This is a genomic window from Nocardia lasii, from assembly GCF_042658545.1.
Lineage (GTDB): Bacteria > Actinomycetota > Actinomycetes > Mycobacteriales > Mycobacteriaceae > Nocardia > Nocardia lasii.
In genome coordinates this window covers 131083-150321 of record NZ_JBHSQN010000003.1, presented here as the reverse complement: position 1 = coordinate 150321, position 19239 = coordinate 131083, and the positions used below count along the sequence as shown (strand labels likewise).

Genomic DNA, 19239 nt, shown 5'->3' with positions numbered 1-19239 from the left:
ACGTGCCCGAGCGGTCGAGAGCCCCGCTGCACGACACCGCACGGCACGGGCTCAAGATCGTGATCATCGGCGGATTCGGTGTCGGTAAAACGACATTGGTGCGTTCGGTGAGCGAGATCCGCCCGCTCGACACCGAAGCCACCATGACCGATGTCGGCGCCGAGGTCGACGACACCGCCGGCATTCCCGGCAAGTCGACCACCACCGTCGCCTTCGACTTCGGCCGCATCACCCTCGACGAAGAACACGTGCTGTACCTGTTCGGAGCGCCGGGGCAGCAACGGTTCTGGTTCCTGTGGGACCGGCTGTTCACCGGTGCGCTCGGCGCGATCGTGCTCGTGGATCAGCGCCGGATCAGCGACTCCTGGTACGCGATCGACCGACTCGAACACCAGGGCACCCCGTTCGTGGTGGCCTGCAACGACTTCGGTGAGTCGCATTCGCCCGACACAGTGCGCGAGGCGCTCGACCTCGATCCGGCGGTGCCGCTGGTGATGTGTGACGCGCGCTCGCGCGAATCGAGCAAGCAGGTGTTGATCGCCCTGGTCGAACACCTGTATTCCGCTGTCCCACAGGAAGAGACAGTCTGATGAGCACCCCCACCGGCGCCTGCCCGATCACCGGCGCGGTGCCGCTGAGCGGCCCCGAGTTCCACATCGAACCGCACGAGGTCTACCGGCGGATGCGCCGCGATCACGGTCCCGTCGTGGAAGTCGAACTGCCCGGCGGGTTTCCGGCGTGGTTGATCATCGGTTACCGCGAACTGCACCAGGTGACCAGCGATCCGCTGCTGTTCCCGCGCGATGTGTCGCTGTGGAACCAGTGGGGTCGGGTGCCCGAGGACTGGCCGCTGCTGCCGATGGTCGGGCGGCCCATGCCCTCGATCTACTTCACCGCGGGCGCCGAACACCGCCGTCATCTGGCGATGGTGGAACCGGCGCTGGACGCGGTCGACCACTTCGAATTACGCCGTGCCTGTGAGGAAATCGCCGATCGGCTGATCGACGGGTTCTGCGGTCGCGGCACCGCCGACCTGATGGCCGAGTTCGCGGTGCGGCTGCCGGTGCTGGCCCTGGCCCGCATCCTCGGCCTGCCCGATGTCGACGCGGCCGATCTGGCCCTGGTGATCAAGATGCTCGCCGACGGCGGCGCCGACGCCCAGGCCGGGCACGCGCGCTTCGGCGAACACATGGCGCGGCTGCTCGCGGCCAAGAAGGCCCGTCCCGGTGGGGATCTGGTGTCGCTGATGCTGGCCGATCCCGAGCCGTTCACCGACGAGGAATACATCATGGACCTGATGGCGATCACCGCCGCGGGTCACCTGCCCACCGCCGACTGGCTCGGCACCTCCATGCGACTGATGCTCACCGACGACCGCTTCGCCAACGCGCTCGGCGGCGGCCGACGCAGCGTCGGCGAGGCCATGAGCGAGGTGCTGTGGGAAGAGGGCCCCACCTCGATCCTGGCCGGTCGCTGGGCCGCGCGCGATACCCGCCTGGCCGACAAGACGATTCGCGCCGGCGACATGCTGCTGCTCGGGCTCGCCGCGGCGAACCTCGATCCGCATGTGCGGCAATCGTTTTCCGAGGGCGGCTCGGTGCCCACGGGCAACAACGCCCACTTCGCGTTCAGCTACGGCGAATACCGCTGCCCCTTCCCGGCGCAGCAGATCGCCGAGATCATCGCCAGGACCGGGATCGAGGTGCTGCTCGACCGGCTGCCCGACATGGACCTGGCAGTACCCGCCGATCAACTCACCCGGCGACCTTCGGCTTTCCTTCGGGGCATGTCCGCACTGCCCGTTCGTTTCACACCGGTTCGACCCGTCGGAGGTTTCTCGTGAGTTCCCCATGCCCTTTCGCCATCGATCCCATGGTCGGTGACCTCAACGCGGAGACCGCCCGACTGCGTGAACTCGGCCCGATCACCAAGATCGACCTGCTCGGTGTCCCCGCCTGGACCATCACCGATCACGCGATCGCGCGCCAGCTGACCACCGACACCCGACTGGTCAAGGACATCAACGCGTGGTCGCTCTACGCCGACGGCGTGGTGAACAACCAGTGGCCGCTGATCGGCATGGTCGATGTGGACCGCTCGATGTTCAGCGTCGACGGGGCCGAGCACCGCCGCCTGCGGCTCAAGACCGCCCAGGCGCTGGCCCCGCGCCGGCTCGAGCAGCTGCGTCCGGTGATCGAACAGCTCACCGCCGAACTGCTCGACGACCTCGCCGCCGCCGGTGCCGACGGCGCCCCGGTCGACCTCAAGCAGGTCTTCGCCTACCCGCTGCCGATGCGGGTGGTCGGCGACCTGATGGGCGTCGCGCGCGAGGACCACGAGCAGCTGCTCGACTGGTACAAGAAGTTCTTCTCGGTGATGACCCCGCAGGACGAGCGACTACAGGTCATCGGCGATCTCGACGTGTACTTCACCGACCTGGTGCGGGCCAAGATCGCCGACCCGGCCGACGACCTCACCTCGGCGTTCATCACCGCCGACGAGGGCGGCGAACCGCTCACCGAGGAGGAGGCGATCGGCAATATCAAGGCACTCGTCGCCGCCGGGCACGAGACCACCGTCAGCCTGATCATCAACACGGTGCGCGCGCTGCTGGGCGAGCCCGAGCAGTTGGCGAAAGTCCTTGCCGGCGACGTGGAATGGAAGCAGGTCATCGAGGAATCGCTGCGCTGGGACGGCCCCGTGTCGCACCTGCTCATGCGCTTCGCCACCGACGACATCACCGTCGGTGACACCGTGATCGCCAAGGGTGAGGGCGTGGTGATGTCCTACCGCGCGATCGGCCGCGACACCGCCGTGCACGGCGAGACCGCCGACGACTTCGACGTCACCCGCGCAACGGCCAACCGCCACTTGGCTTTCGGCTACGGACCGCACATCTGCCCCGGCGCGGCCCTGTCGCGACTCGAGGCCGCGATCGCGCTGCCCGCGCTGTTCGCCCGCTTCCCGCAGCTGCGACTCGCGGTGCCCGACAGCGAGATCGGCAACCTGCCGGTGCTCACCCAGAACGACCTGGCCGCCCTGCCGATCATTCTGAACTGAGTCGATCGTCGCGCCCGGTTCTCGCGAACCGGGCGCGGCGGCCGCACTACAGGCCCAGATCGCGCCCGATCAGTTCCTTCATGATCTCGTTGGAGCCGGCCCAGATCTTGGTGACCCGCGCGTCCATCCACGCTCGCGCGACCCGGTATTCACGCATGTAGCCGTAGCCGCCGTGCAACTGCACGCACGCGTCGAGCACGTCGTTCTGCACCTGCGCCGACCACCACTTGGCCTTCGCGGCGTCGACCGCCGACAGCTCACCCTCGGCGTGCGCGGCGATGCACTGGTCGACGAACGCCTGTGTCACTTCGACTTTGGTGACCAGTTCGGCGAAAAGGAACTTGTTGTACTGGAAGCTGCCGATCTGCTGCCCGAAAGCCTTGCGCTCCTTGGCATACTGCAGCGTCTCGTCCAGAATCGCCGCGGCGTGCGCGAGATTGGAGACCGCGGCGCCGACGCGCTCCTGCGGCAGGCGCTCCATCATGGCGATGAAGCCGCGGTCGACCTCGCCGAGACGGTTGGCGTCGGGGACGCGCACATTGTCGAAGAACAGTTCGGCCGTATCGGATTCGGGCTGGCCGACCTTATCGAGCTTGCGCCCGCGGGTGAACCCTTCCATTCCGGTCTCGACCGCGAACAGGGTGATGCCCTTGGCCTTCTTCTCCGGGCTGGTGCGGGCGGCCACGATCACCAGGTCGGCGTTGAAACCGTTGGTGATGAACGTCTTCGAGCCGTTGATGATCCAGTCGTCACCGTCGCGCACGGCGGTGGTCTTGAGCGCGGCCAGGTCCGAGCCGCCGGAGGGCTCGGTCATGCCGATGGCGGTGATGATCTCGCCGGTGCAGAACTTCGGTAGCCAGCGCTGCTTCTGCTCGTCGGTGGTCAGCTCGACCAGGTACGGCGCGCACACGTCGTAGTGGATGCCGAAGGAGGAGGCCAGCGCGGCGCTCGCCTTGGACAGCTCCTCGCCGAACACCGCGTTGAACCGGTAGTCGCCCGCGTCGCTGCCACCGAACTCCTCGGGCACACCGAGGCCGAGGTAGCCCAATTCGCCTGCCGCGAGCCAGGTGTCACGGTCGATCGCGCGCTCCTCGACGAAGCGTTCGGCATTGGGCTCGATCGAGCGCTTGACGAACTCGGCGACCGAGGCGCGGAAGGCCTCGTGGTCCTCGGTGTAGATGGAGCGCTTCATGGTGTCCTTTCCCTGACATACTTTTCGGGCCGTTCGCCCAGCAGAACCAGCGATGCCTGAACGACTTTGGCCGCATCGGGTTCGGCACCGCTGATGACATCGGTGTAGATGAACGTCTCGGTGATCCGCACCAGCAGCAGCGCCAACTCCGGCACCGGGAGCAGCGGATCGAGTGTCCGCGCCGAAATCTCTTCGGCGAGCAAGTCTTCCACGATCGCGACGATCCGGTGCTGCACGGAACCGGCGCGGGTGGTGAGCAGACGAAGGGCGCGTTCGGGCTCGCGCAGCAGGAACTGGCGAAACGCGTCGCTGGTGTTGGTGGCGTGCGCGAAATCGCCCAGTGCGGTGGCGATCCGGTGCGCGCCGGTACCCGGCGCCGCCGCGGCCGCGCGCCGCAACGTGGGCTCGGCCACCGACCAGATCACCTCGGCCAGCAGTTCGTCGCGCCCGCCGACCCACCGGAACAGCGTGGCCCGATTCACCCCGAGCGCGACCGCCAGTTCCTTCATCTCGAGCCGCTGCCCCGCCAGGAACACCGCCCGCGCGGCCCGGAACGCACTCACCGCATCGGGACGCGCCGCCGCTTCCTCGAGCCGCCTGGCCAACGCCGTCTGCTCGATCACGTCACCTCCCTGCACCGTTTCCTACAGTGTATGAACTATGCAACATCTGTCAATACGTTGCACGATGGGCAAAGAAAAACTCCCCGGTCACATGACCGAGGAGTTCCTGGTAGCCCCGACGGGATTCGAACCCGCGCTACCGCCTTGAGAGGGCGGCGTCCTAGGCCGCTAGACGACGGGGCCAGAACCACAGCCCACCACCGGTGAACCGCGCGGAACATACGATAGCCGACAACCTGTCGATCGACCAAAACGAGTGGTCGGACGTCCCGCTGGTGGACCGGTCGAGTCGCGGCCCCGCGCTTGACGCGTGTCGTCCCTCGGTCCATGCTGTGTGTATGACATCTGTACGACAGGACGGTGAGAAAAGGTCCTCCGCAACATCGCGGAAGCGGGCAGGCAAGAAGCCTGTGCCGGTCAAGCGTGAATCCGGCGCAGTGCTCGGGCGTAGCAGGCTAGCTCAGGTTCGGCTCCGCAGTGACGAAATCGAGGCGCTCGAGCAGGTCATGCGGACGCTTCAGCTCGGTTCGACGTCGGATGCGCTCCGGGAGGGGTTGAGGCTACTGGCTCGGGAAGCGGCCGAGATCGACGCGGCAGAGGAGATTCGCGCGTTCTACGGGCAACATGCGCCGCTGCCCGATGGTGTGGTGGAACCCAGCGCCGCAGAACTTGCGGCAGCGGACGATATGCCGTGGTGAACATCGGCACGCCGCTGCGAGGCGAGGTATGGGCGTGCGCGTTGTCGAATCCTCTCGGGCCCCATCCCGTGGTTGTGTTGACGGTGAATCGGATCGCGGAACCGCTGACTGCGGTGTCCGTTGCTCTGATCACCGGCACTTCAGGGCCGGGCACCACGCACATTCCGATCGGGGCGGACTGCGGACTGACCAAGTACGACGAGTCATACGTGAACTGTGCGGACTTGCACACCGTGGCGAAAACGCGGCTACGACGACGACTGGGATTGCTTGCGCCGAACGAGCTGCGACGAGTCGAGGGCGCGGTCCGACTGGTTCTCGGGTTGTGACGTCGACCGATGCCTCGAACCGGCGCTGACACCGGCTCACCAGACCCTCCGGCATATCACCTGCGCCGTGACGCACCAGATCTTCGCGATGCCGCCGACTGTGCGCTGACCCACCGGAGTGGTGGTTGACCTGGTTCGGGTTCGCGGGGAGGGTGGGCGGATGACCAGCAAAGAGTCGCGCGGTGGGGTGGAGATGAGCAATCTTGATCAGGGGTTGTTCGATGGGGCGGGGGTGACGAAGCGGGAATTGGTGGAGTATCTGGAGTTCGTGGGGGAGCGGATGGTGGGGGTGTTGCGGGGGCGGGCGTTGTCGGTGGTGCGGGTGCGGCCGGGGCAGGAGCCGTTCATGCAGAAGAATCTGCCCAAGTACACGCCGGAGTGGGTGCCGCGGGCGACGGTGTGGGCGGAGAGTTCGCATCGGGAGGTGACCTACGCGGTGGGCGATGATGTGCGGACGCTGTTGTGGTTCGGGAATCAGCGGGCGGTGGAGTATCACCCGCAGTTGTTGCCGGTGGACCACAGTGCGGGGCCGACGCATCTGGTGTTGGATCTGGATCCCTCGCCGGGACAGAGCTTCTCGGACGCGGCTGCGGGGGCGCAGCTGATTCGGGCGGCGTTGGCGGCCGACGGGTTGGCGGGGGCGGTGAAGACCAGTGGTGCCAAGGGTTTACACGTTTTCGTGCCGGTCGAACCGGGCGTCGCCATCGAGGACGCGGCGGCCGCCACCCGGGCGATCGCGGCCAGGGCCGAGCGGATCGATCCGAGCGTCGGGACCACCGCGTTCATCAAGGAGGACCGCCACGGCAAGGTCTTCCTGGATTCGACCAGAGCGGGTGGCGCCACGGTGATCGCCGCCTACAGTCCCCGCATCCGCCCCGGCGTGCCGGTCTCGTTTCCCTTGCGCTGGAACGACATCGACTCGGTCACCCCGGCCGATTTCACCCTGCGCACCGCCGAGGAACTGCTCGGCGACGACGACCCGTGGGCCACGGAAATGCCCGCGCCCCAAGCACTTCCGCAGGATCTGATCGACGAAGGCCACACCATCCCGATCGCGCGGGTCCAGGCCATGCACGAGGGCAAACGTCGCGCCCGCGCCCGCCGCGCGGAGCAGGCGTAACGCCGCGGCCCGAACCGGCTCTGAACAGGGGCGGCGTTATGCTGGGCCCAGCGAGAGAGGAGCCACCGGATGGACTGCGACGAATTCGTCGAGTTGGTCACCCGCTTCCTCGACGGCGCCCTCGATGAGCCGACCGAGTCGGCGTTCCTCGCCCACCTCGCCGAGTGCGACGGGTGCGACGTGTATCTGGATCAGATCCGCCGCACCACCGCCGACCTCGGTCAACTCGGCCCCGAACAGCTCTCGGGCGAGGCGCGCACCACCTTGCTCGCCGCGTTTCGCGACTGGCACCGCCCCGCCTGAGCTCAGGCTTTGCTCAGCGTCGCCGCGCCGAAGGACACGTGGAATCGGGCGCACCAGATACTGACCGACTCGAGGGTCGAGATCTCGGTGCCCGCGGGCAGTTCGTAGTTCTGATTGCCCTCGTTGCCCTTCAACGCGCCCAGGTCGACGTGGTCGCCGTCGTCGAAGTTGTGCCAGTCGTCGGTCACCGGCTGATCGGTCAGCCACACCCGCAGCGCGGGCCCGTCGGAGGTGCGCAGATCACTGATCCGCAGGACGAGCGTGCCTTCCGGGGTGCGTTGCAACTGCACCGTGCCGGTCGTGGCGTGTTCGTGCGAGACGAACTCGCCGGTCGCCAGGACCGTCAGCGCGGTGCCGCCCATCGCGGTGACCGGCGCCTCGTCGACGGTCGTCGTGGTGAACAGTCGCCACGGTTGGAACAGATACAGCCCGATCGCCAGCGCGGCGACGAGCCCGACCGCCAGGACGCTGAGCGCGGTGCGACGGTGGTTCACGGTGTTCTCCTTGTCTGCCATGGCTGTTCCGTTCCCGCACCCGGCCCGCGCGTTACACCGATCCGCGGCGGTAATCTGGCGCCGTGCGAGACCACGGCACCCTGCCCCCGGACGACGTCCTCGTCGCCGAACTGCGCGCCGGGGCCGATTCGACGTTCATTCTCGTCGTCGACGCCTGGTCCGGGTCGATGGTGCGGTTGGCGCGGTCGTTCGTCTCCACCGACGCCTCGGCCGAGGAAGTGGTCCAGGAGGCGTGGTTGGCGGTGGTGCGGGGCATCGACCGGTTCGAGGGGCGGTCCTCGCTGAAGACCTGGGTGTATCGGATCCTGGTCAACACCGCCAAGAAACGCGGGATCAAGGAGCATCGCACGGTCCCGTTCGCGACCCTGCTGCCCGAGGACGAGGCCCCGGCCGTCGACCCGCACCGCTTCCGCCCGCCCGGCGACCGGTACGCGGGCCACTGGGCGATCGGCCAGAAACCCCAGCCCTGGTCCGAACCCGAGGACGCCGCCGAACGCGCCGAACTCGGCCGCCGACTCGCCGCCGCGGTCGCCGCGCTGCCCGAACGACACCGCGCGGTGCTGACCCTGCGCGATATCGAGGGCTACTCCAGCGACGAGGTGTGCGCACTGCTCGAGATCTCCGCGGGCAATCAGCGGGTGATCCTGCACCGGGCCCGCGCCGCGGTGCGCACCCACCTCGAGCAGTACTTCCAGCACCGCTGAGCTATCCGGCCTGCTCGCCGGCGTCCCCGCGCGCCCAGCCGTAGCCGCGACCCCACGCGGTGTCGATGCGGTGGTGTTCGCCCAGCTTGGCGCGCAGACGTTTGACGTGCACCGTCACCGTCGACAGATCGCCCACCTCCCAGCCCCACACCAACCGCAACAGCTCGGGCCGGGTGAACACCTGGCCGCGATGGCGCATCAGGAACACCAGCAGCGCGAACTCCCGCACGGTGAGCCCCACCGCCACGTCGTCGAGATAGACCAGCTGCGCGGTCGGCAACACCCGGATCGCGCCGTCGACGAGCGCGTCGGGCTCGGCGGTCGCGGCGCACCGGATCCGCAGCGAACCCGGCCGGTCCCCCGATTCGACAGCGAAGCCGAGACTGCGCAGGTGGCGGCCCACGAGTTCGAGAAGGAACGGGTTACCTTCGGCGACAAGGACAGTGGTGCGGATCTGCGTCATGGGTGTGGAGTGCCCGCGAAACCGCGCGACGTTACAGCGCGGCCGCTGAGGGTGTCAGTTGCCCAGTGACGCGACGCCGGCCTGGGCGAACTTCTCGTCCAGGTCGCCGCTGGGGGCGCCCGCGACGCCGATGCCGGCGATGGGGGCGTTGGCGGACTTCACGGGGGCGCCGCCGCCGAGGAACAGGGTGCCGTCGATGTCGGCCAGGTGCGGGGCGGACTTCAGGCGCTCGGACAGTTCGCTGGTGGGGGCATTCCAGGAGACGGCGGTGAACGCCTTCTGCTGGGCGGCGTCGTAGGACTGCGGGCCCGCGCCGTCGCCGCGCAGGGTGACGATGACGTTGCCGTTGCGGTCGACCACCGCGACGCTGACGCGCTGGTTCTCCTTCGCGGCGGCGTCGAGGGCGGCCTGGGCGGCCTCGGTCGCGGCGGCGACGGTGAGGTGGGTGGAGCGGCTCAGGTTGGCGTCGGCGGTGTCGGCGACGACGGGGGTGCGGGCGGCGGGGTCCTGATCCTGGGCCTGGACGGATACGACGCCGACCACGCCCGCGCCGATCACCGCGGCGGTGGCACCGGCGACGATGAGACGGTTGCGGGTGATGAACGTGCTGGTCATAGCTGCTCCTAGAGGGGATTCGGGCCGCTCGGCGGTGCCGCGGCCTTGTGCTCTCCATCCTGTTCGGTCGGCGGCGTCGGCGAATCGACGAAGCGGCTGGACTCGGCGCCCGGATCGGTCGACACCCGGGTCAACCGATCGGATGACCCGCCGCGCGCGGGACCGGGGTGACAATGGCCGGTATGACCCAGGCGATCAGGCAGGAGAGCGACGACTCGCGACTGCTCGCCGTGATCGTGCACAGTGCCTTCTATGTACTGCTGGCCGCGTCGCTGTTGCGCTGGCTGATCAAACACAGCGACACCCGTTCGACGCCGCTGATCGTGGTGCTCTCGGTGCTCATCGCCGTGCTCTACGCGGTGAGCGAGCTGCGCCGGTCCGGCAGGCTGGTCTGGTTCTCGCTGCTGGTGCTCACCTGGTCGGTGCTGGTGGTGCTCGCGCCGAGCTTCGCCTGGTGCGCGGTGCCGCTGGTCTATACCGGGCTGCGGATCCTGTCCGAGCGGGTCGCGGTGATCCTGGTCGTGGTGCTCACCGGGCTGGTGGTGTTCAGCGAGGTGCGGATCGCGGGCTGGCTCGATCCCAATCTGGTGCTCGCCCCGCCCGCGGTGGCGGCGGTGACCACGGCGTTGTTCGTCGGGATGCGTCGGCAGGCCGAGCGGCAGTCCGCGCTCATCGACGACCTCGTGCGGACCAGACGCGAACTCGCGGCCACCGAGCGCCGCGAGGGCACCCTGGCCGAGCGGCAACGCCTCGCGATGGAAATCCACGACACCCTGGCCCAGGGTCTGTCGAGTCAGCGGATGCTGCTGCAGGCCGCCGACCTGGTCTGGGACAGCGACCCGCAGCTCGCGCACACCCATCTGCGCTCGGCCGCCGCGATCGCCGAACGTGACCTCACCGAGGCCCGCCGCTTCGTCCACGACCTCGCACCCGCCGACCTGGCCGCGGGCGGATCCCTGCCCGCCGCGCTGACCGCGCTGGCCGACCGCGAGTCCACCGACACCTGGACCGTGCGCTGCCATATAGAAGGAACACCGGGCCCGCTCCCGCAGCGGGTGGAGGCCTCGCTGCTGCGCGTGGCCCAGGGCGCGCTGGCCAATGTGCGCGAACACGCGGGCGCGACCGTCACCACGATCACCCTGACCAGCCTCGACGACCAGATCGTGCTGGACATCGCCGACGACGGCGTCGGCTTCGACCCCGCCACGAACGCCGCGAGCGCCGAACACCGCGGCCACGGCCTGCCCGCGATCCGCGCGCGGGTGCGCCAACTCGGTGGCACCTGCACCATCGAGTCCGCCCCGGGCGACGGCACGGTCCTCACCGCCGCGATCCCGCTGGACACGACGGGCGGCGACCCTTGCGCCCGCTAGCATCGCCGTCGTGACCACTGTGCGCCTGTTGATCTGTGACGATCACGCCGTCGTGCGCGCCGGACTGCGCGCCCTGCTCGCCAGCGCACCCGACATCGAGGTGATCGGCGAGGCCGCCGACGGACCGAGCGCGGTCGCGCTCGCCGCCGAACTGAGACCCGACGTCGTGCTCATGGACCTGCAACTGGGCGCGGAGATGGACGGCGTCGAAGCGACCCGCCGCATCACCAGCTCGGCCGAGGCACCGCACGTGCTCGTCCTGACCACCTATGACACCGACGCCGACATCACCCGCGCGATCGAAGCCGGCGCCACCGGCTACCTGCTCAAAGCCGAGCGGCCGGAGGAGCTGTTCGCCGCCATCCACGCCGCCGCGAGCGGGCAGACGACACTGTCCGCGCCGGTCGCGGCCAGGGTGATGGCCAGAATGCGCAACCCCGGCCCGACCCTGACCGCCCGCGAACTCGACATCCTCGGCCAACTCGCGCACGGCCTGGGCAACCGCGAGATCGCCCGCGCCCTGCACATCAGCGAGGCCACGGTGAAGACGCACCTGGGCCGCATCTACGACAAATTGGGCGTCGATACCCGCGCCGCGGCCGTCGCGGTCGCCACCGAGAAGCGACTTCTCGCCTGATCTCGGTGTCCGAATTGCCGGGAGATCGAGTGATCGGGGTCTCTCGTTGCCGGTGAGCCCCATCACAATTACGGGCCTTAACCACAGTAATGTTATTACGGATTTGTCACGGCCGACCTGCGAGGAACAGTGTTCGTTTGGACAATGCGCGCTACAAAAAGCCCCGTAATCGGTACGTGATCTCTCGGCGCATTCGGGCTACATTCGATCACGGCTTGAACAACAACCCGAGCCGAATCGAATCGCAGAACGCCGGAAATCCTGCCCCGCGATTCGAGGATCCCCGACATGACTGAGGGGCAGGGACGCGGTAGTTTCCATCACCGAGTCGGTGGGCGCAGGCAGGAAATACTCTATGTCTTTGAATCGCAAGTTCACCACCCGTGCCCTTGGTATCGCCGCTGTCGCCGGCGCGATGATCGCCGTTCCGGCCGGTCTGACCACCGCGACCGCCTCGGCGAACAACTGGGACGCGGTGGCGCAGTGCGAGAGCACAGGCAACTGGAACATCAACACCGGTAACGGCTACTACGGCGGCCTGCAGTTCTCGCAGAGCACCTGGGAAGCCTACGGTGGCACCGGCCAGGCCCACAACGCCAGCCGTGAAGAGCAGATCCGCGTGGCCGAGAACACCCTCGCGGGCCAGGGCCCCGGCGCGTGGCCCGTGTGTGGCGCCTACCTGTAAGGCCGCTGCTCGATAAAGACTTTCCTTGTCGGGAAACGAATTACCCGCTATTCGATGCACACGTCGAATAGCGGGTTTTTTCGTTGTCCAACATATCCAGTCGATACACCGTCAACGACGCCGCGAGCATGCGTGAATCCGTCGGATCGGACGGGTCGAGACCGGTGAGTTCGGCAATGCGCCGCAACCGGTAGGTGAAAGTATTGGGGTGGACGTGAATTCGCCGTGAGGCGGTTTTGCGGTCGGCGCCGTGGCGCAGATGGGCCTCGAGCGCTTCGATGAGGTGCGGGCTGTTCAGCAGCGGAACCACGCGCTGCGCCAAGCGTTCTCGGGCCGGGCCCGGCCGGGTGAGCTGATATTCCAGCAGCAGATCGTCGAGTCGATAGCAGCCGCCGGGCTTGCCGCGCAGCCGCGCGAGTTCGGTCAGCTCCGTGGCGTCCTGGGCGGTGGTCGGAATGTGTTCGCGTTCCACGCCGGGGAATTCGGCCAGATAGACCGCCACCCCGAACTGGGCCGCCAGCCGCTGCGCGAGTTCGTCGAACTTCGGCGCGTCGACGAGATCGGTGTCGGCGTTGTCGCTCAGCAGCGCGATGCCGCGGGTGCCGTCGAAGGTGGCCGGGGTGGTGGTGCCGGTGAGTTCGTCGAGCGCGCGCTGCAACACCCGGATGCGCCGGCGGGTCACCAGGTTGGCGGCGGTGCCCACGCGCGCGGGCTCGCTCAGGTGGATGGCCAGCACCGTGTACCGCTCGGCCAGGACGGTGTCGGCGCGCGCGGCCAGTTCCTCGGCGGGCAGACCGCGCACCAGCGCCGAACACAGTTCCCGCCGCGCCTCGCGTTCGGCGTGGTAGATCGACTGCTCGACCTCGGTGTAGGTCTCCACCACCGTCATATTGATGTGCCGGAGCAGGTCGAGCAGGCGGGCGCCGACCACCGCCACCGCCGCGCTCTCGGTGGGCTCGGCCACCATCAGCATCTCCGCGAACACCGACTGCGCCGACCCGTGGATCGCGCCGATCAGCATCGGCAGCGGCAACCGGTCCTCGGCGTGGCGCTCGGCGACCGGGCCGACGAAGGTGGCGACCTCGGCCTGGGAGAACTCCCGGTCGGCGCCGATCGCCTCGAGCACGGCCCGCCCGCAGGCGTAGATCGTGGGCAACACCTCGGCCGTGAAGTGCCCGTCGGGTAGTTCCTCCGACAGCGTGGAACCCAGACCCTCGGCGAGCATGCGCTCGGCGATCTGCGGCCAGCGGGTCAGCAGGCGGGCCGTGAGCGTCGACACGGCGGGGGGTGCGGAAACGGGGTGTTCAGCGAGCATGACTCGATTGTGACCGAAGACAGGCCGTACAGGGGCAGCCAGATCGAATCCGCACAGAACTTGGTTCCCGCGACAAGCCGGTCCAGGTTTTCTCGTTTCCGGGTGCAGTGACATCACTGTGTCGCCGGTCATAGATTCGCAGAGCGCCTCCGAGCTCCCTGCTCACCGGCGCGGATCTACGGAAGTGATACCCATGACTGCAACGTCGCACTCTCTTCGTCGTGCCCTGTGTGGGCTCGGTCTGGCCGCGGTACTGAGCGCGGCCACCGCGTTGGGCTCCGCACCGGCGGTGGCCACCCCGCTGGAACCGACGCTCGACTCGCTGGCCGAATTCATCCAGGCGGGCCTGCACCCCGCCGCCGACGGTCGCACCCCCACCGTCATCGCCGATTCCGGCAGCAGCTCCGGCTCGGCCTCGCTGAGCCGAGCCACCGACGCCCTGCGTGAGGGCCCGGCGATGTCGGCCTACCTGCCCGCGCTGGTGCACGGCCTGGTCAATCCCGACGACTCGCCTGCCGGCGCCAACCGGTGGGGGTGCGAGCCCTCGGCCGCGCACCCGCGCCCGGTCGTGCTGCTGCACGGCACCTGGCTCAACGCCTACGACACCTTCGCGTACCTGTCCCCGCGCCTGGCCGAGGCCGGGTACTGCGTGTTCACCTTCAACTTCGGCAAGTCCGGGCTGCTGGAAGGCGGCGGGATCGCGCCGATCCTGCCCGGTCGCAACGGGGTGGGTTCGATGGTCGACTCGTCGGCGCAGATCGCCACCTTCGTCGATCGCGTCCTGGCCGCGACCGGCGCCGAGAAGGTCGACATCGTCGGGCACTCGCAGGGCGGCACCGTGGCCAACCACTTCCTCAAGTTCAACGGCGGCCAGGCCAAGGTCGACAAGCTGGTCACCTTCGGCGCCACCCACCACGGCACCTCGCTGATGGGCCTGGCCACCCTCGGTCGCATGATCAACAACATCGGCATCGACATTCTCGGCTTCTACCGGCCGATGGTCGGGGTGGCCAATATCGAACAGGCCGTCGGTTCGGAGTTCTACGCCACCCTCAACGCCAACGGCGACACCGTGCCGGGCGTCTCCTACACCTCGGTCGCCACCCGCTACGACGAGGTGACCAACCCCTACGACTGGGCGTTCCTGACGGCCGGACCCAACGCGACCGTCGACAACATCACCCTGCAGGACGGCTGCGAGCAGGACATCTCCGACCACCTGACCATGATGTACTCCCCGCGCGTCGCCTCGATCACCCTGCGCGCACTCGACCCCGCCCACGCTCCCGCGCTGGTCTGCACGTTCAACCCGTGGTTCTTCGGTGGCGGCGGCAGCTTGTGAGGCTCGAACTCGCGGCGGCATGGCGGGACGCGCCGCTGCTCCCGCCCGACGACCCCTTCTACGCCACCCCGCCCGATCTGGACCTGCTCGCACCGGGTGCGGTGGTGCGGTCCAGGCCGGTCGAGGTCGCGCTGTTCGGGGTGGTGCGCCAACGAATCACCGCATGGCAGTTGCTGTATCGCACCTGCGATCTCGACGGTGCGCCGGAGGTGTCGGTGACGACGGTGTTGCTGCCGTGGGGGTTGCCCGCGCGGCCCCGGCACCTGGTCTCGTTTCACTGTGCGATCGATGCCGTTGCCCCGCAGTGCTTTCCGTCCTATGCCCTGCGTCGCGGCGCGCGGACCATCGGGTCCATCGCGCCGCTGGAACTGCCCATCATCGCGATGGCGTTGGCGCAGGGATGGGCGGTCTCGGTGCCCGATCACGAGGGGTTGGGTGGTCGGTTCGGCGCCGCCCGCGAGCCCGGATACCGTGCGCTGGACGGTATCCGGGCCACGCTGGGGTACGCGCCGCTGGGTTTGACGGCGACCACTGCCGTCGCGCTGTGGGGCTATTCCGGGGGCGGATTGGCGACGGCGTGGGCGGCGGAACTGGCCGCCGACTACGCGCCGGAGCTGAATATCGTCGGCGCGGCGGCGGGGTCGCCGGTGGGCGATCCGGCCGCGGCGTTCGTGCGGCTCAACGGCGGGTGGTTCGCCGGTTTTCCGGCGGCGTTCGTCGCGGGATTGCGCCATGCCTACCCCGAACTCGGCGCGGTCCTCAACGAACACCTCGATGTCGACTACCGCGCGCTGCTGGCCGAAGCCGAGGAACGCAGCACCTTCGCCCTGCTGCTGCGGTTCCTGCGTCGCGACATCACCCATCACCTGCGCGACGGCTTGGCCGAGTTGCTCGAAGAGCCTGTGCTGCAACGGGTGCTGTCCGACATCGAACCCGGCACCCGCGCGCCCTCGGCCCCGCTGCTCGTTCTGCAAGGCGTGCGTGACGAGGTGATCGCGGTTGCCGATATCGACGCCCACGTGGAGCGATATCGGCGGGCCGGGGCGACGGTGCGGTATCTGCGGATCCGGCGGGGCTCGCACCTGCCGCTCGAATTCCTCATCGTCCCAGCGATTCTCGACTGGATCACCGACCGCTTCGCCGGGGTGCCCGCGCCCACCGGCACGTGCACCGTCACCTCGGTCGCCCGATCGCCACGAGCGCTGCGTACGCACCTGGATTTCCTGCGGCTGGTGGTGCGGATGCTGCTGGCTCTGCCGATCGGGGACTCAACCGAAGGGCGAACCGACCTGCGTCACCACGATTCCGAACGCTCGGGCGCTGTCCAGAACGCTGCCGCCGGGTGACGTCGACGAGCGGGTCGGTGGCCTCGACCGGACCGCTGTCGCGCCGTCGTGGTTCGACGTGCCGCCGGGTCGGCTTGTCGTCGGTTCGGGCGCGAGCGCGCTGAGTCGGCGCGGGCTCGGCGTCGGTCCGCCCACACCCCGCTCACGCGCGATCCCGCCGTCGACGAACTGATCGGTCGAGCTCACCGCTGTGCCACGCGCCGTTCGTCGCCGGGATCGGACTCGATCGCCGCGCGGTGGGCCGCCAGCCGACGCCGCAGTTCGTGCACCGCCAACTCCAAGGCCGCCACCAACTCCTCGACCGTCACCCCGCCGGGCGCGACCACGGTCGGTCGGCGTACGCACAGATCCCCACGGTTCGCCTCGATCAACATCCGCTCCGCGGCTTTTTCCGCCTGCTCGATCGCCGCCGCCCGCTGACGGTGCCGCGCGTCTTCGTCGAGTCGGTGCCGGGCGATGGCCGCGATGAGCGACTGCCGCCGCCGTCGGGCCGCCTCGACCACCGGTTCCGCGCCATGGCGCACCAGCTCGCGATAGGCCGAGTCCTCCTCGGCGAGCAACATCTGCGCCTGCTCCGCGAAATGTTGTGCCGTCAGGCACTGTCCGGCCCGCGCGTGCGCGCTGACCTGGAAAACCATCGCCGCGGCCACGGCGAGCCCAGCTTCGTCCTTCATCGATGGGTGTCACCTCGCGTTCCGCACGACCGGTCCGTTCGCGACCGTCACCCACACAGATGCCGCGCGGACCGGTATCGGTTCGCGCGAACCGATCGACCCCCGTACGGCATCACTACTGCGAGTACGTGCCACCGGCACAGCAGAGACCATTGCCACCGGAAGCCACCGCCGCCGACGGAGTGGAACCGCAGGGGGGTTCCAGCCATCGACTGATCGCCGCGCTTCCCTGGCGTCCCTGAGCCCGGTTGTCGGAGAACAGTTCTCCGACAACCGGGCTCCACTGTCGCGGGAATCAGCTCAAACCCTCGACGATCGCCGCCCGGATCGGATCGCCGCTGGGTAAGCCCTTGGCGACTCGGCGCCACGCGTTGCGGCCCGCGGTGAGCGAGCAGCGCACCGCCTCGGTGACCGCGCTCGTGTGGCGTGCGTCGAGCGCGGCGCTGGGGAGCAGCGAGATCTCCAGATCCTCCGACATCGTCAGCGCGCGGGTGACCACCTGACCGGTGAGGGTGCCGCCCTCGTCGGGGTAGAGCACGACGAGCACCTCGGTACCTTCGGCACCCACCCGCACGATATCGCCCGCGACGGCGCGAGCCCCGAACGCCCGCACCGAGATCCGGGTCCGCGCGGCACCCGAGGGGGAGCGGACGAACTCGACGCCGAGTTCCCGGTCGACCTGCCGCTGCACCGCGTGGTGCGTCGCCACGTCGTCGGCGGAGGCGGCCAGCGGCCGCACGGTCCACCCCGGCACTCGCATCCGTTCACGACGTGACTCGAGTGCGGTCACGGTCGCCGAATTCGCGCCACGATCGCTTCGCAACAGTCGCTCGGCGACGCGCGCGCCCGCGGTCGCCGCCTCGGCGTCGGACGCCGTGTTGTCGTCGGCTTCGGCGCAGGCGAGCAGTACGTCGAGGTCGACAGGCAGGTTCAGCCGCGTCGCGTCCCGGTCCCGCGCCATCACTGTTCCTCCTCGTTGTCGGTATCCGGGGTGTCGAGCTGGGTGCGCAGGGTCGCGCGCAGCATCTTCACCCCGGCCGCGCGGAGCCGCTTCACCTTCTCCTGGCTGATCCCCAGGTCATCGGCGACTTCCTTGGTGGTCTGCACATCGGCGTAGCTCCCGTCCGAGGCGATCACGAAGGTCGCGCGCAGCACGGCCGCTGTTTCCTCGTGGGCGATCGAGTCCAGCGCGATCCGCAGGACGGCGCGGTCGACGAGCCGACTGTCGCAACCGCGTGTCGTCTGGTCTTCGAGAACCAGCACCGCCGATTCGTAGTCGACTCGACGACCGGGGTGTCGTTTCTCGGCGGTTCGTCGTCGCCGGTCTTGCAGCACCTGCCACTGGAGTTGCTTGAGCACCAGCGCTTTCCAGTGCCGGATCCGCTCGGTCGGCATGATGGTGGTCAGCTCGACCATGGTGTCCTGCGCGACGTCCTCGAAATCGGATCGCCGATCGGGATCGATCCGTTCGAGCAGATAGCGGGCCTTGGCGGCCGCGTAGGTCGACATGGTGACCAGGTCCGCGCCGAAGATGTATTCCGCCACGGCCGGACGGAGTTGTTCGGGAATGTCGTCCCAGCGCGTGCCGAGCCATTCGTCGGCGGGATCAGGACTCAACTCGTACCCCCACTCGGCCGGATACCTCGGGACGCGAGGGGAATTCGCCACGGCGAGGCGCGGGGCGGCGCGCGCCACCGGGCGATTCGGCCTGGCCGAGTATCGCTCCGGGGCAGAATTCATCGTGCGACTCCCGTCGGTGCGGTTCCGCTCCCCATCGGCGGAACGGGCTCCTACACAGATGCGTTGGCCGCCCCGAACGGTTCGTCGGCGCGGTGGGACCGCTGCCACGCAACGGTCCCACCGCCGCCACTACACCGTGAAGTACCAGTAGCCGTCGTAGTCCTGGTAGCACGGCGAGAAGCTATCAGGTCCCTCGTCGTCCCAGTACGAGTACTGCCCGTCCTCGTAGATGCCGCCGCCGTCGGTCCACCCGCCGTCGTCGTACTCTTCGATCTCCTGTTGGGTGGCGTAGTCGTAGGCGGCCTCGACACACTCCTCGTATTCGGCGTAGGGGCCGTAGCTGTCCGCGTTCGCGGGACCGGCGAAGCCGATCGCGCAGAACATCGTGATCGCAATCGCCGCCAGAGCGTTCTTCTTCATCATGGTGACCTCGATTTCTGGGCTTGTCGAACTAGGTAACCGGGGAGATGCGTTCGGGGCGGATACGGTTCACGCCCCCTGCTCG

The 19239-nt window shown here is 68.6% G+C and carries 22 protein-coding genes, 1 tRNA gene and 1 pseudogene; 13 read left to right on the top strand and 11 right to left on the bottom strand.

The window, feature by feature from the left end; genetic code table 11:
* Positions 1 to 2: 2 nt before the first annotated feature.
* The 3 genes from ACFP3H_RS08510 to ACFP3H_RS08500 are packed head-to-tail and all read left to right on the top strand — an operon-like array spanning position 3 to position 3060.
* On the top strand, positions 3 to 590 hold the full coding sequence (locus ACFP3H_RS08510; protein WP_465263753.1) for a GTP-binding protein: 588 nt from the start codon (positions 3 to 5) through the stop codon (positions 588 to 590).
* A complete protein-coding gene (locus ACFP3H_RS08505) occupies positions 590 to 1843 on the top strand; it encodes a cytochrome P450 (RefSeq protein ID WP_378602077.1) in 1254 nt (417 codons plus the stop codon). Before ACFP3H_RS08510 ends, ACFP3H_RS08505 begins: the two co-directional genes overlap by 1 nt.
* Positions 1840 to 3060 (top strand): cytochrome P450 family protein, encoded by a 1221-nt coding sequence (locus tag ACFP3H_RS08500; RefSeq protein WP_378602074.1) that lies wholly within the window; start codon positions 1840 to 1842, stop codon positions 3058 to 3060. The genes ACFP3H_RS08505 and ACFP3H_RS08500 overlap by 4 nt, the downstream gene beginning before the upstream one ends.
* Positions 3061 to 3106: 46 nt before the next feature.
* Here the strand turns inward: ACFP3H_RS08500 and ACFP3H_RS08495 are convergent, their stop codons facing one another.
* From ACFP3H_RS08495 to ACFP3H_RS08485, 3 genes are all read right to left on the bottom strand, one after another.
* A complete protein-coding gene (locus tag ACFP3H_RS08495) occupies positions 3107 to 4252 on the bottom strand; it encodes an acyl-CoA dehydrogenase family protein (protein WP_378602071.1) in 1146 nt (381 codons plus the stop codon).
* On the bottom strand, positions 4249 to 4875 hold the full coding sequence (locus ACFP3H_RS08490) for a QsdR family transcriptional regulator (RefSeq protein WP_378602068.1): 627 nt from the start codon (positions 4873 to 4875) through the stop codon (positions 4249 to 4251). The genes ACFP3H_RS08495 and ACFP3H_RS08490 overlap by 4 nt, the downstream gene beginning before the upstream one ends.
* A 107-nt stretch (positions 4876 to 4982) precedes the next feature.
* Positions 4983 to 5058: transfer RNA gene (locus ACFP3H_RS08485), tRNA-Glu, on the bottom strand.
* A 155-nt stretch (positions 5059 to 5213) separates the two neighbouring features.
* Here ACFP3H_RS08485 and ACFP3H_RS08480 point away from each other — a divergent pair.
* From ACFP3H_RS08480 to ACFP3H_RS08465, 4 genes are all read left to right on the top strand, one after another.
* The gene (locus ACFP3H_RS08480) at positions 5214 to 5573 is read left to right on the top strand and encodes a hypothetical protein (protein ID WP_378602065.1); all 360 of its coding nucleotides are present in this window, start codon (positions 5214 to 5216) and stop codon (positions 5571 to 5573) included.
* A complete protein-coding gene (locus tag ACFP3H_RS08475) occupies positions 5567 to 5902 on the top strand; it encodes a type II toxin-antitoxin system PemK/MazF family toxin (protein WP_378602062.1) in 336 nt (111 codons plus the stop codon). The genes ACFP3H_RS08480 and ACFP3H_RS08475 overlap by 7 nt, the downstream gene beginning before the upstream one ends.
* Positions 5903 to 6062: 160 nt before the next feature.
* Positions 6063 to 7022: a DNA polymerase domain-containing protein gene (locus ACFP3H_RS08470; RefSeq protein ID WP_378602059.1), complete on the top strand. Its 960-nt coding sequence runs from the start codon at positions 6063 to 6065 to the stop codon at positions 7020 to 7022.
* A 69-nt stretch (positions 7023 to 7091) separates the two neighbouring features.
* Positions 7092 to 7325, top strand: coding sequence for an anti-sigma factor family protein (locus ACFP3H_RS08465; RefSeq protein ID WP_378602056.1), 234 nt, complete (start codon positions 7092 to 7094; stop codon positions 7323 to 7325).
* A gap of 2 nt (positions 7326 to 7327) precedes the next feature.
* On the opposite strand, the gene ACFP3H_RS08460 is transcribed toward ACFP3H_RS08465, so the two are convergent.
* The gene (locus ACFP3H_RS08460; protein ID WP_378602053.1) at positions 7328 to 7840 is read right to left on the bottom strand and encodes a DM13 domain-containing protein; all 513 of its coding nucleotides are present in this window, start codon (positions 7838 to 7840) and stop codon (positions 7328 to 7330) included.
* A 62-nt stretch (positions 7841 to 7902) separates the two neighbouring features.
* Here ACFP3H_RS08460 and ACFP3H_RS08455 point away from each other — a divergent pair, with 62 nt between their 5' ends.
* Positions 7903 to 8544: an RNA polymerase sigma factor gene (locus ACFP3H_RS08455; RefSeq protein WP_378602050.1), complete on the top strand. Its 642-nt coding sequence runs from the start codon at positions 7903 to 7905 to the stop codon at positions 8542 to 8544.
* A gap of 1 nt (position 8545) precedes the next feature.
* Here the strand turns inward: ACFP3H_RS08455 and ACFP3H_RS08450 are convergent, their stop codons facing one another.
* The gene (locus ACFP3H_RS08450) at positions 8546 to 9007 is read right to left on the bottom strand and encodes a winged helix-turn-helix domain-containing protein (protein WP_378602047.1); all 462 of its coding nucleotides are present in this window, start codon (positions 9005 to 9007) and stop codon (positions 8546 to 8548) included.
* A gap of 54 nt (positions 9008 to 9061) precedes the next feature.
* Positions 9062 to 9622: a GlcG/HbpS family heme-binding protein gene (locus tag ACFP3H_RS08445; RefSeq protein ID WP_378602043.1), complete on the bottom strand. Its 561-nt coding sequence runs from the start codon at positions 9620 to 9622 to the stop codon at positions 9062 to 9064.
* Positions 9623 to 9804: 182 nt separating this feature from the next.
* On the opposite strand from ACFP3H_RS08445, the gene ACFP3H_RS08440 reads away from it, so the two are divergent.
* From ACFP3H_RS08440 to ACFP3H_RS08430, 3 genes and pseudogenes are all read left to right on the top strand, one after another.
* On the top strand, positions 9805 to 10995 hold the full coding sequence (locus ACFP3H_RS08440; protein WP_378602040.1) for a sensor histidine kinase: 1191 nt from the start codon (positions 9805 to 9807) through the stop codon (positions 10993 to 10995).
* 10 nt (positions 10996 to 11005) lie between these two features.
* Entirely contained in the window at positions 11006 to 11632 is a 627-nt protein-coding gene (locus ACFP3H_RS08435; RefSeq protein ID WP_378602037.1) for a response regulator, read from the top strand.
* Between the two features lie 355 nt (positions 11633 to 11987).
* A pseudogene (locus ACFP3H_RS08430) lies at positions 11988 to 12314 on the top strand (transglycosylase family protein); the annotation flags it as partial.
* A gap of 43 nt (positions 12315 to 12357) precedes the next feature.
* On the opposite strand, the gene ACFP3H_RS08425 reads toward ACFP3H_RS08430, so the two are convergent.
* Entirely contained in the window at positions 12358 to 13632 is a 1275-nt protein-coding gene (locus ACFP3H_RS08425; RefSeq protein WP_378602034.1) for a PucR family transcriptional regulator, read from the bottom strand.
* A 193-nt stretch (positions 13633 to 13825) separates the two neighbouring features.
* Between ACFP3H_RS08425 and ACFP3H_RS08420 the strand changes: the two genes are divergently transcribed.
* Complete coding sequence (locus ACFP3H_RS08420) at positions 13826 to 14974, top strand: esterase/lipase family protein (protein WP_378602031.1); 1149 nt, start codon at positions 13826 to 13828, stop codon at positions 14972 to 14974.
* Positions 14971 to 16320: a lipase family protein gene (locus ACFP3H_RS08415; RefSeq protein WP_378602028.1), complete on the top strand. Its 1350-nt coding sequence runs from the start codon at positions 14971 to 14973 to the stop codon at positions 16318 to 16320. Before ACFP3H_RS08420 ends, ACFP3H_RS08415 begins: the two co-directional genes overlap by 4 nt.
* 182 nt (positions 16321 to 16502) lie before the next feature.
* Here ACFP3H_RS08415 and ACFP3H_RS08410 read toward each other — a convergent pair whose 3' ends face one another.
* The 4 genes from ACFP3H_RS08410 to ACFP3H_RS08395 form a co-directional block, all read right to left on the bottom strand.
* Positions 16503 to 16970: a hypothetical protein gene (locus ACFP3H_RS08410; protein WP_378602025.1), complete on the bottom strand. Its 468-nt coding sequence runs from the start codon at positions 16968 to 16970 to the stop codon at positions 16503 to 16505.
* Between the two features lie 319 nt (positions 16971 to 17289).
* A complete protein-coding gene (locus ACFP3H_RS08405; protein ID WP_378602022.1) occupies positions 17290 to 17955 on the bottom strand; it encodes a hypothetical protein in 666 nt (221 codons plus the stop codon).
* Positions 17955 to 18734, bottom strand: coding sequence for a sigma-70 RNA polymerase sigma factor region 4 domain-containing protein (locus tag ACFP3H_RS08400; RefSeq protein ID WP_378602019.1), 780 nt, complete (start codon positions 18732 to 18734; stop codon positions 17955 to 17957). Before ACFP3H_RS08400 ends, ACFP3H_RS08405 begins: the two co-directional genes overlap by 1 nt.
* A 129-nt stretch (positions 18735 to 18863) precedes the next feature.
* Entirely contained in the window at positions 18864 to 19154 is a 291-nt protein-coding gene (locus tag ACFP3H_RS08395; RefSeq protein ID WP_378602016.1) for a hypothetical protein, read from the bottom strand.
* Between the last annotated feature and the right edge of the window lie 85 nt (positions 19155 to 19239).

Bases quoted from the DNA above. Each gene is read 5' to 3' on its own strand.
- ACFP3H_RS08420 (WP_378602031.1), top strand. From the start codon at position 13,826: ATGACTGCAACGTCGCACTCTCTTCGTCGTGCCCTGTGTGGGCTCGGT.
- ACFP3H_RS08460 (WP_378602053.1), bottom strand. From the start codon at position 7,840: ATGGCAGACAAGGAGAACACCGTGAACCACCGTCGCACCGCGCTCAGC.
- ACFP3H_RS08450 (WP_378602047.1), bottom strand. From the start codon at position 9,007: ATGACGCAGATCCGCACCACTGTCCTTGTCGCCGAAGGTAACCCGTTC.
- ACFP3H_RS08465 (WP_378602056.1), top strand. From the start codon at position 7,092: ATGGACTGCGACGAATTCGTCGAGTTGGTCACCCGCTTCCTCGACGGC.
- ACFP3H_RS08505 (WP_378602077.1), top strand. From the start codon at position 590: ATGAGCACCCCCACCGGCGCCTGCCCGATCACCGGCGCGGTGCCGCTG.
- ACFP3H_RS08400 (WP_378602019.1), bottom strand. From the start codon at position 18,734: ATGAATTCTGCCCCGGAGCGATACTCGGCCAGGCCGAATCGCCCGGTG.
- ACFP3H_RS08405 (WP_378602022.1), bottom strand. From the start codon at position 17,955: ATGGCGCGGGACCGGGACGCGACGCGGCTGAACCTGCCTGTCGACCTC.
- ACFP3H_RS08425 (WP_378602034.1), bottom strand. From the start codon at position 13,632: ATGCTCGCTGAACACCCCGTTTCCGCACCCCCCGCCGTGTCGACGCTC.
- ACFP3H_RS08440 (WP_378602040.1), top strand. From the start codon at position 9,805: ATGACCCAGGCGATCAGGCAGGAGAGCGACGACTCGCGACTGCTCGCC.
- ACFP3H_RS08495 (WP_378602071.1), bottom strand. From the start codon at position 4,252: ATGAAGCGCTCCATCTACACCGAGGACCACGAGGCCTTCCGCGCCTCG.
- ACFP3H_RS08480 (WP_378602065.1), top strand. From the start codon at position 5,214: ATGACATCTGTACGACAGGACGGTGAGAAAAGGTCCTCCGCAACATCG.
- ACFP3H_RS08445 (WP_378602043.1), bottom strand. From the start codon at position 9,622: ATGACCAGCACGTTCATCACCCGCAACCGTCTCATCGTCGCCGGTGCC.
- ACFP3H_RS08470 (WP_378602059.1), top strand. From the start codon at position 6,063: ATGACCAGCAAAGAGTCGCGCGGTGGGGTGGAGATGAGCAATCTTGAT.
- ACFP3H_RS08395 (WP_378602016.1), bottom strand. From the start codon at position 19,154: ATGAAGAAGAACGCTCTGGCGGCGATTGCGATCACGATGTTCTGCGCG.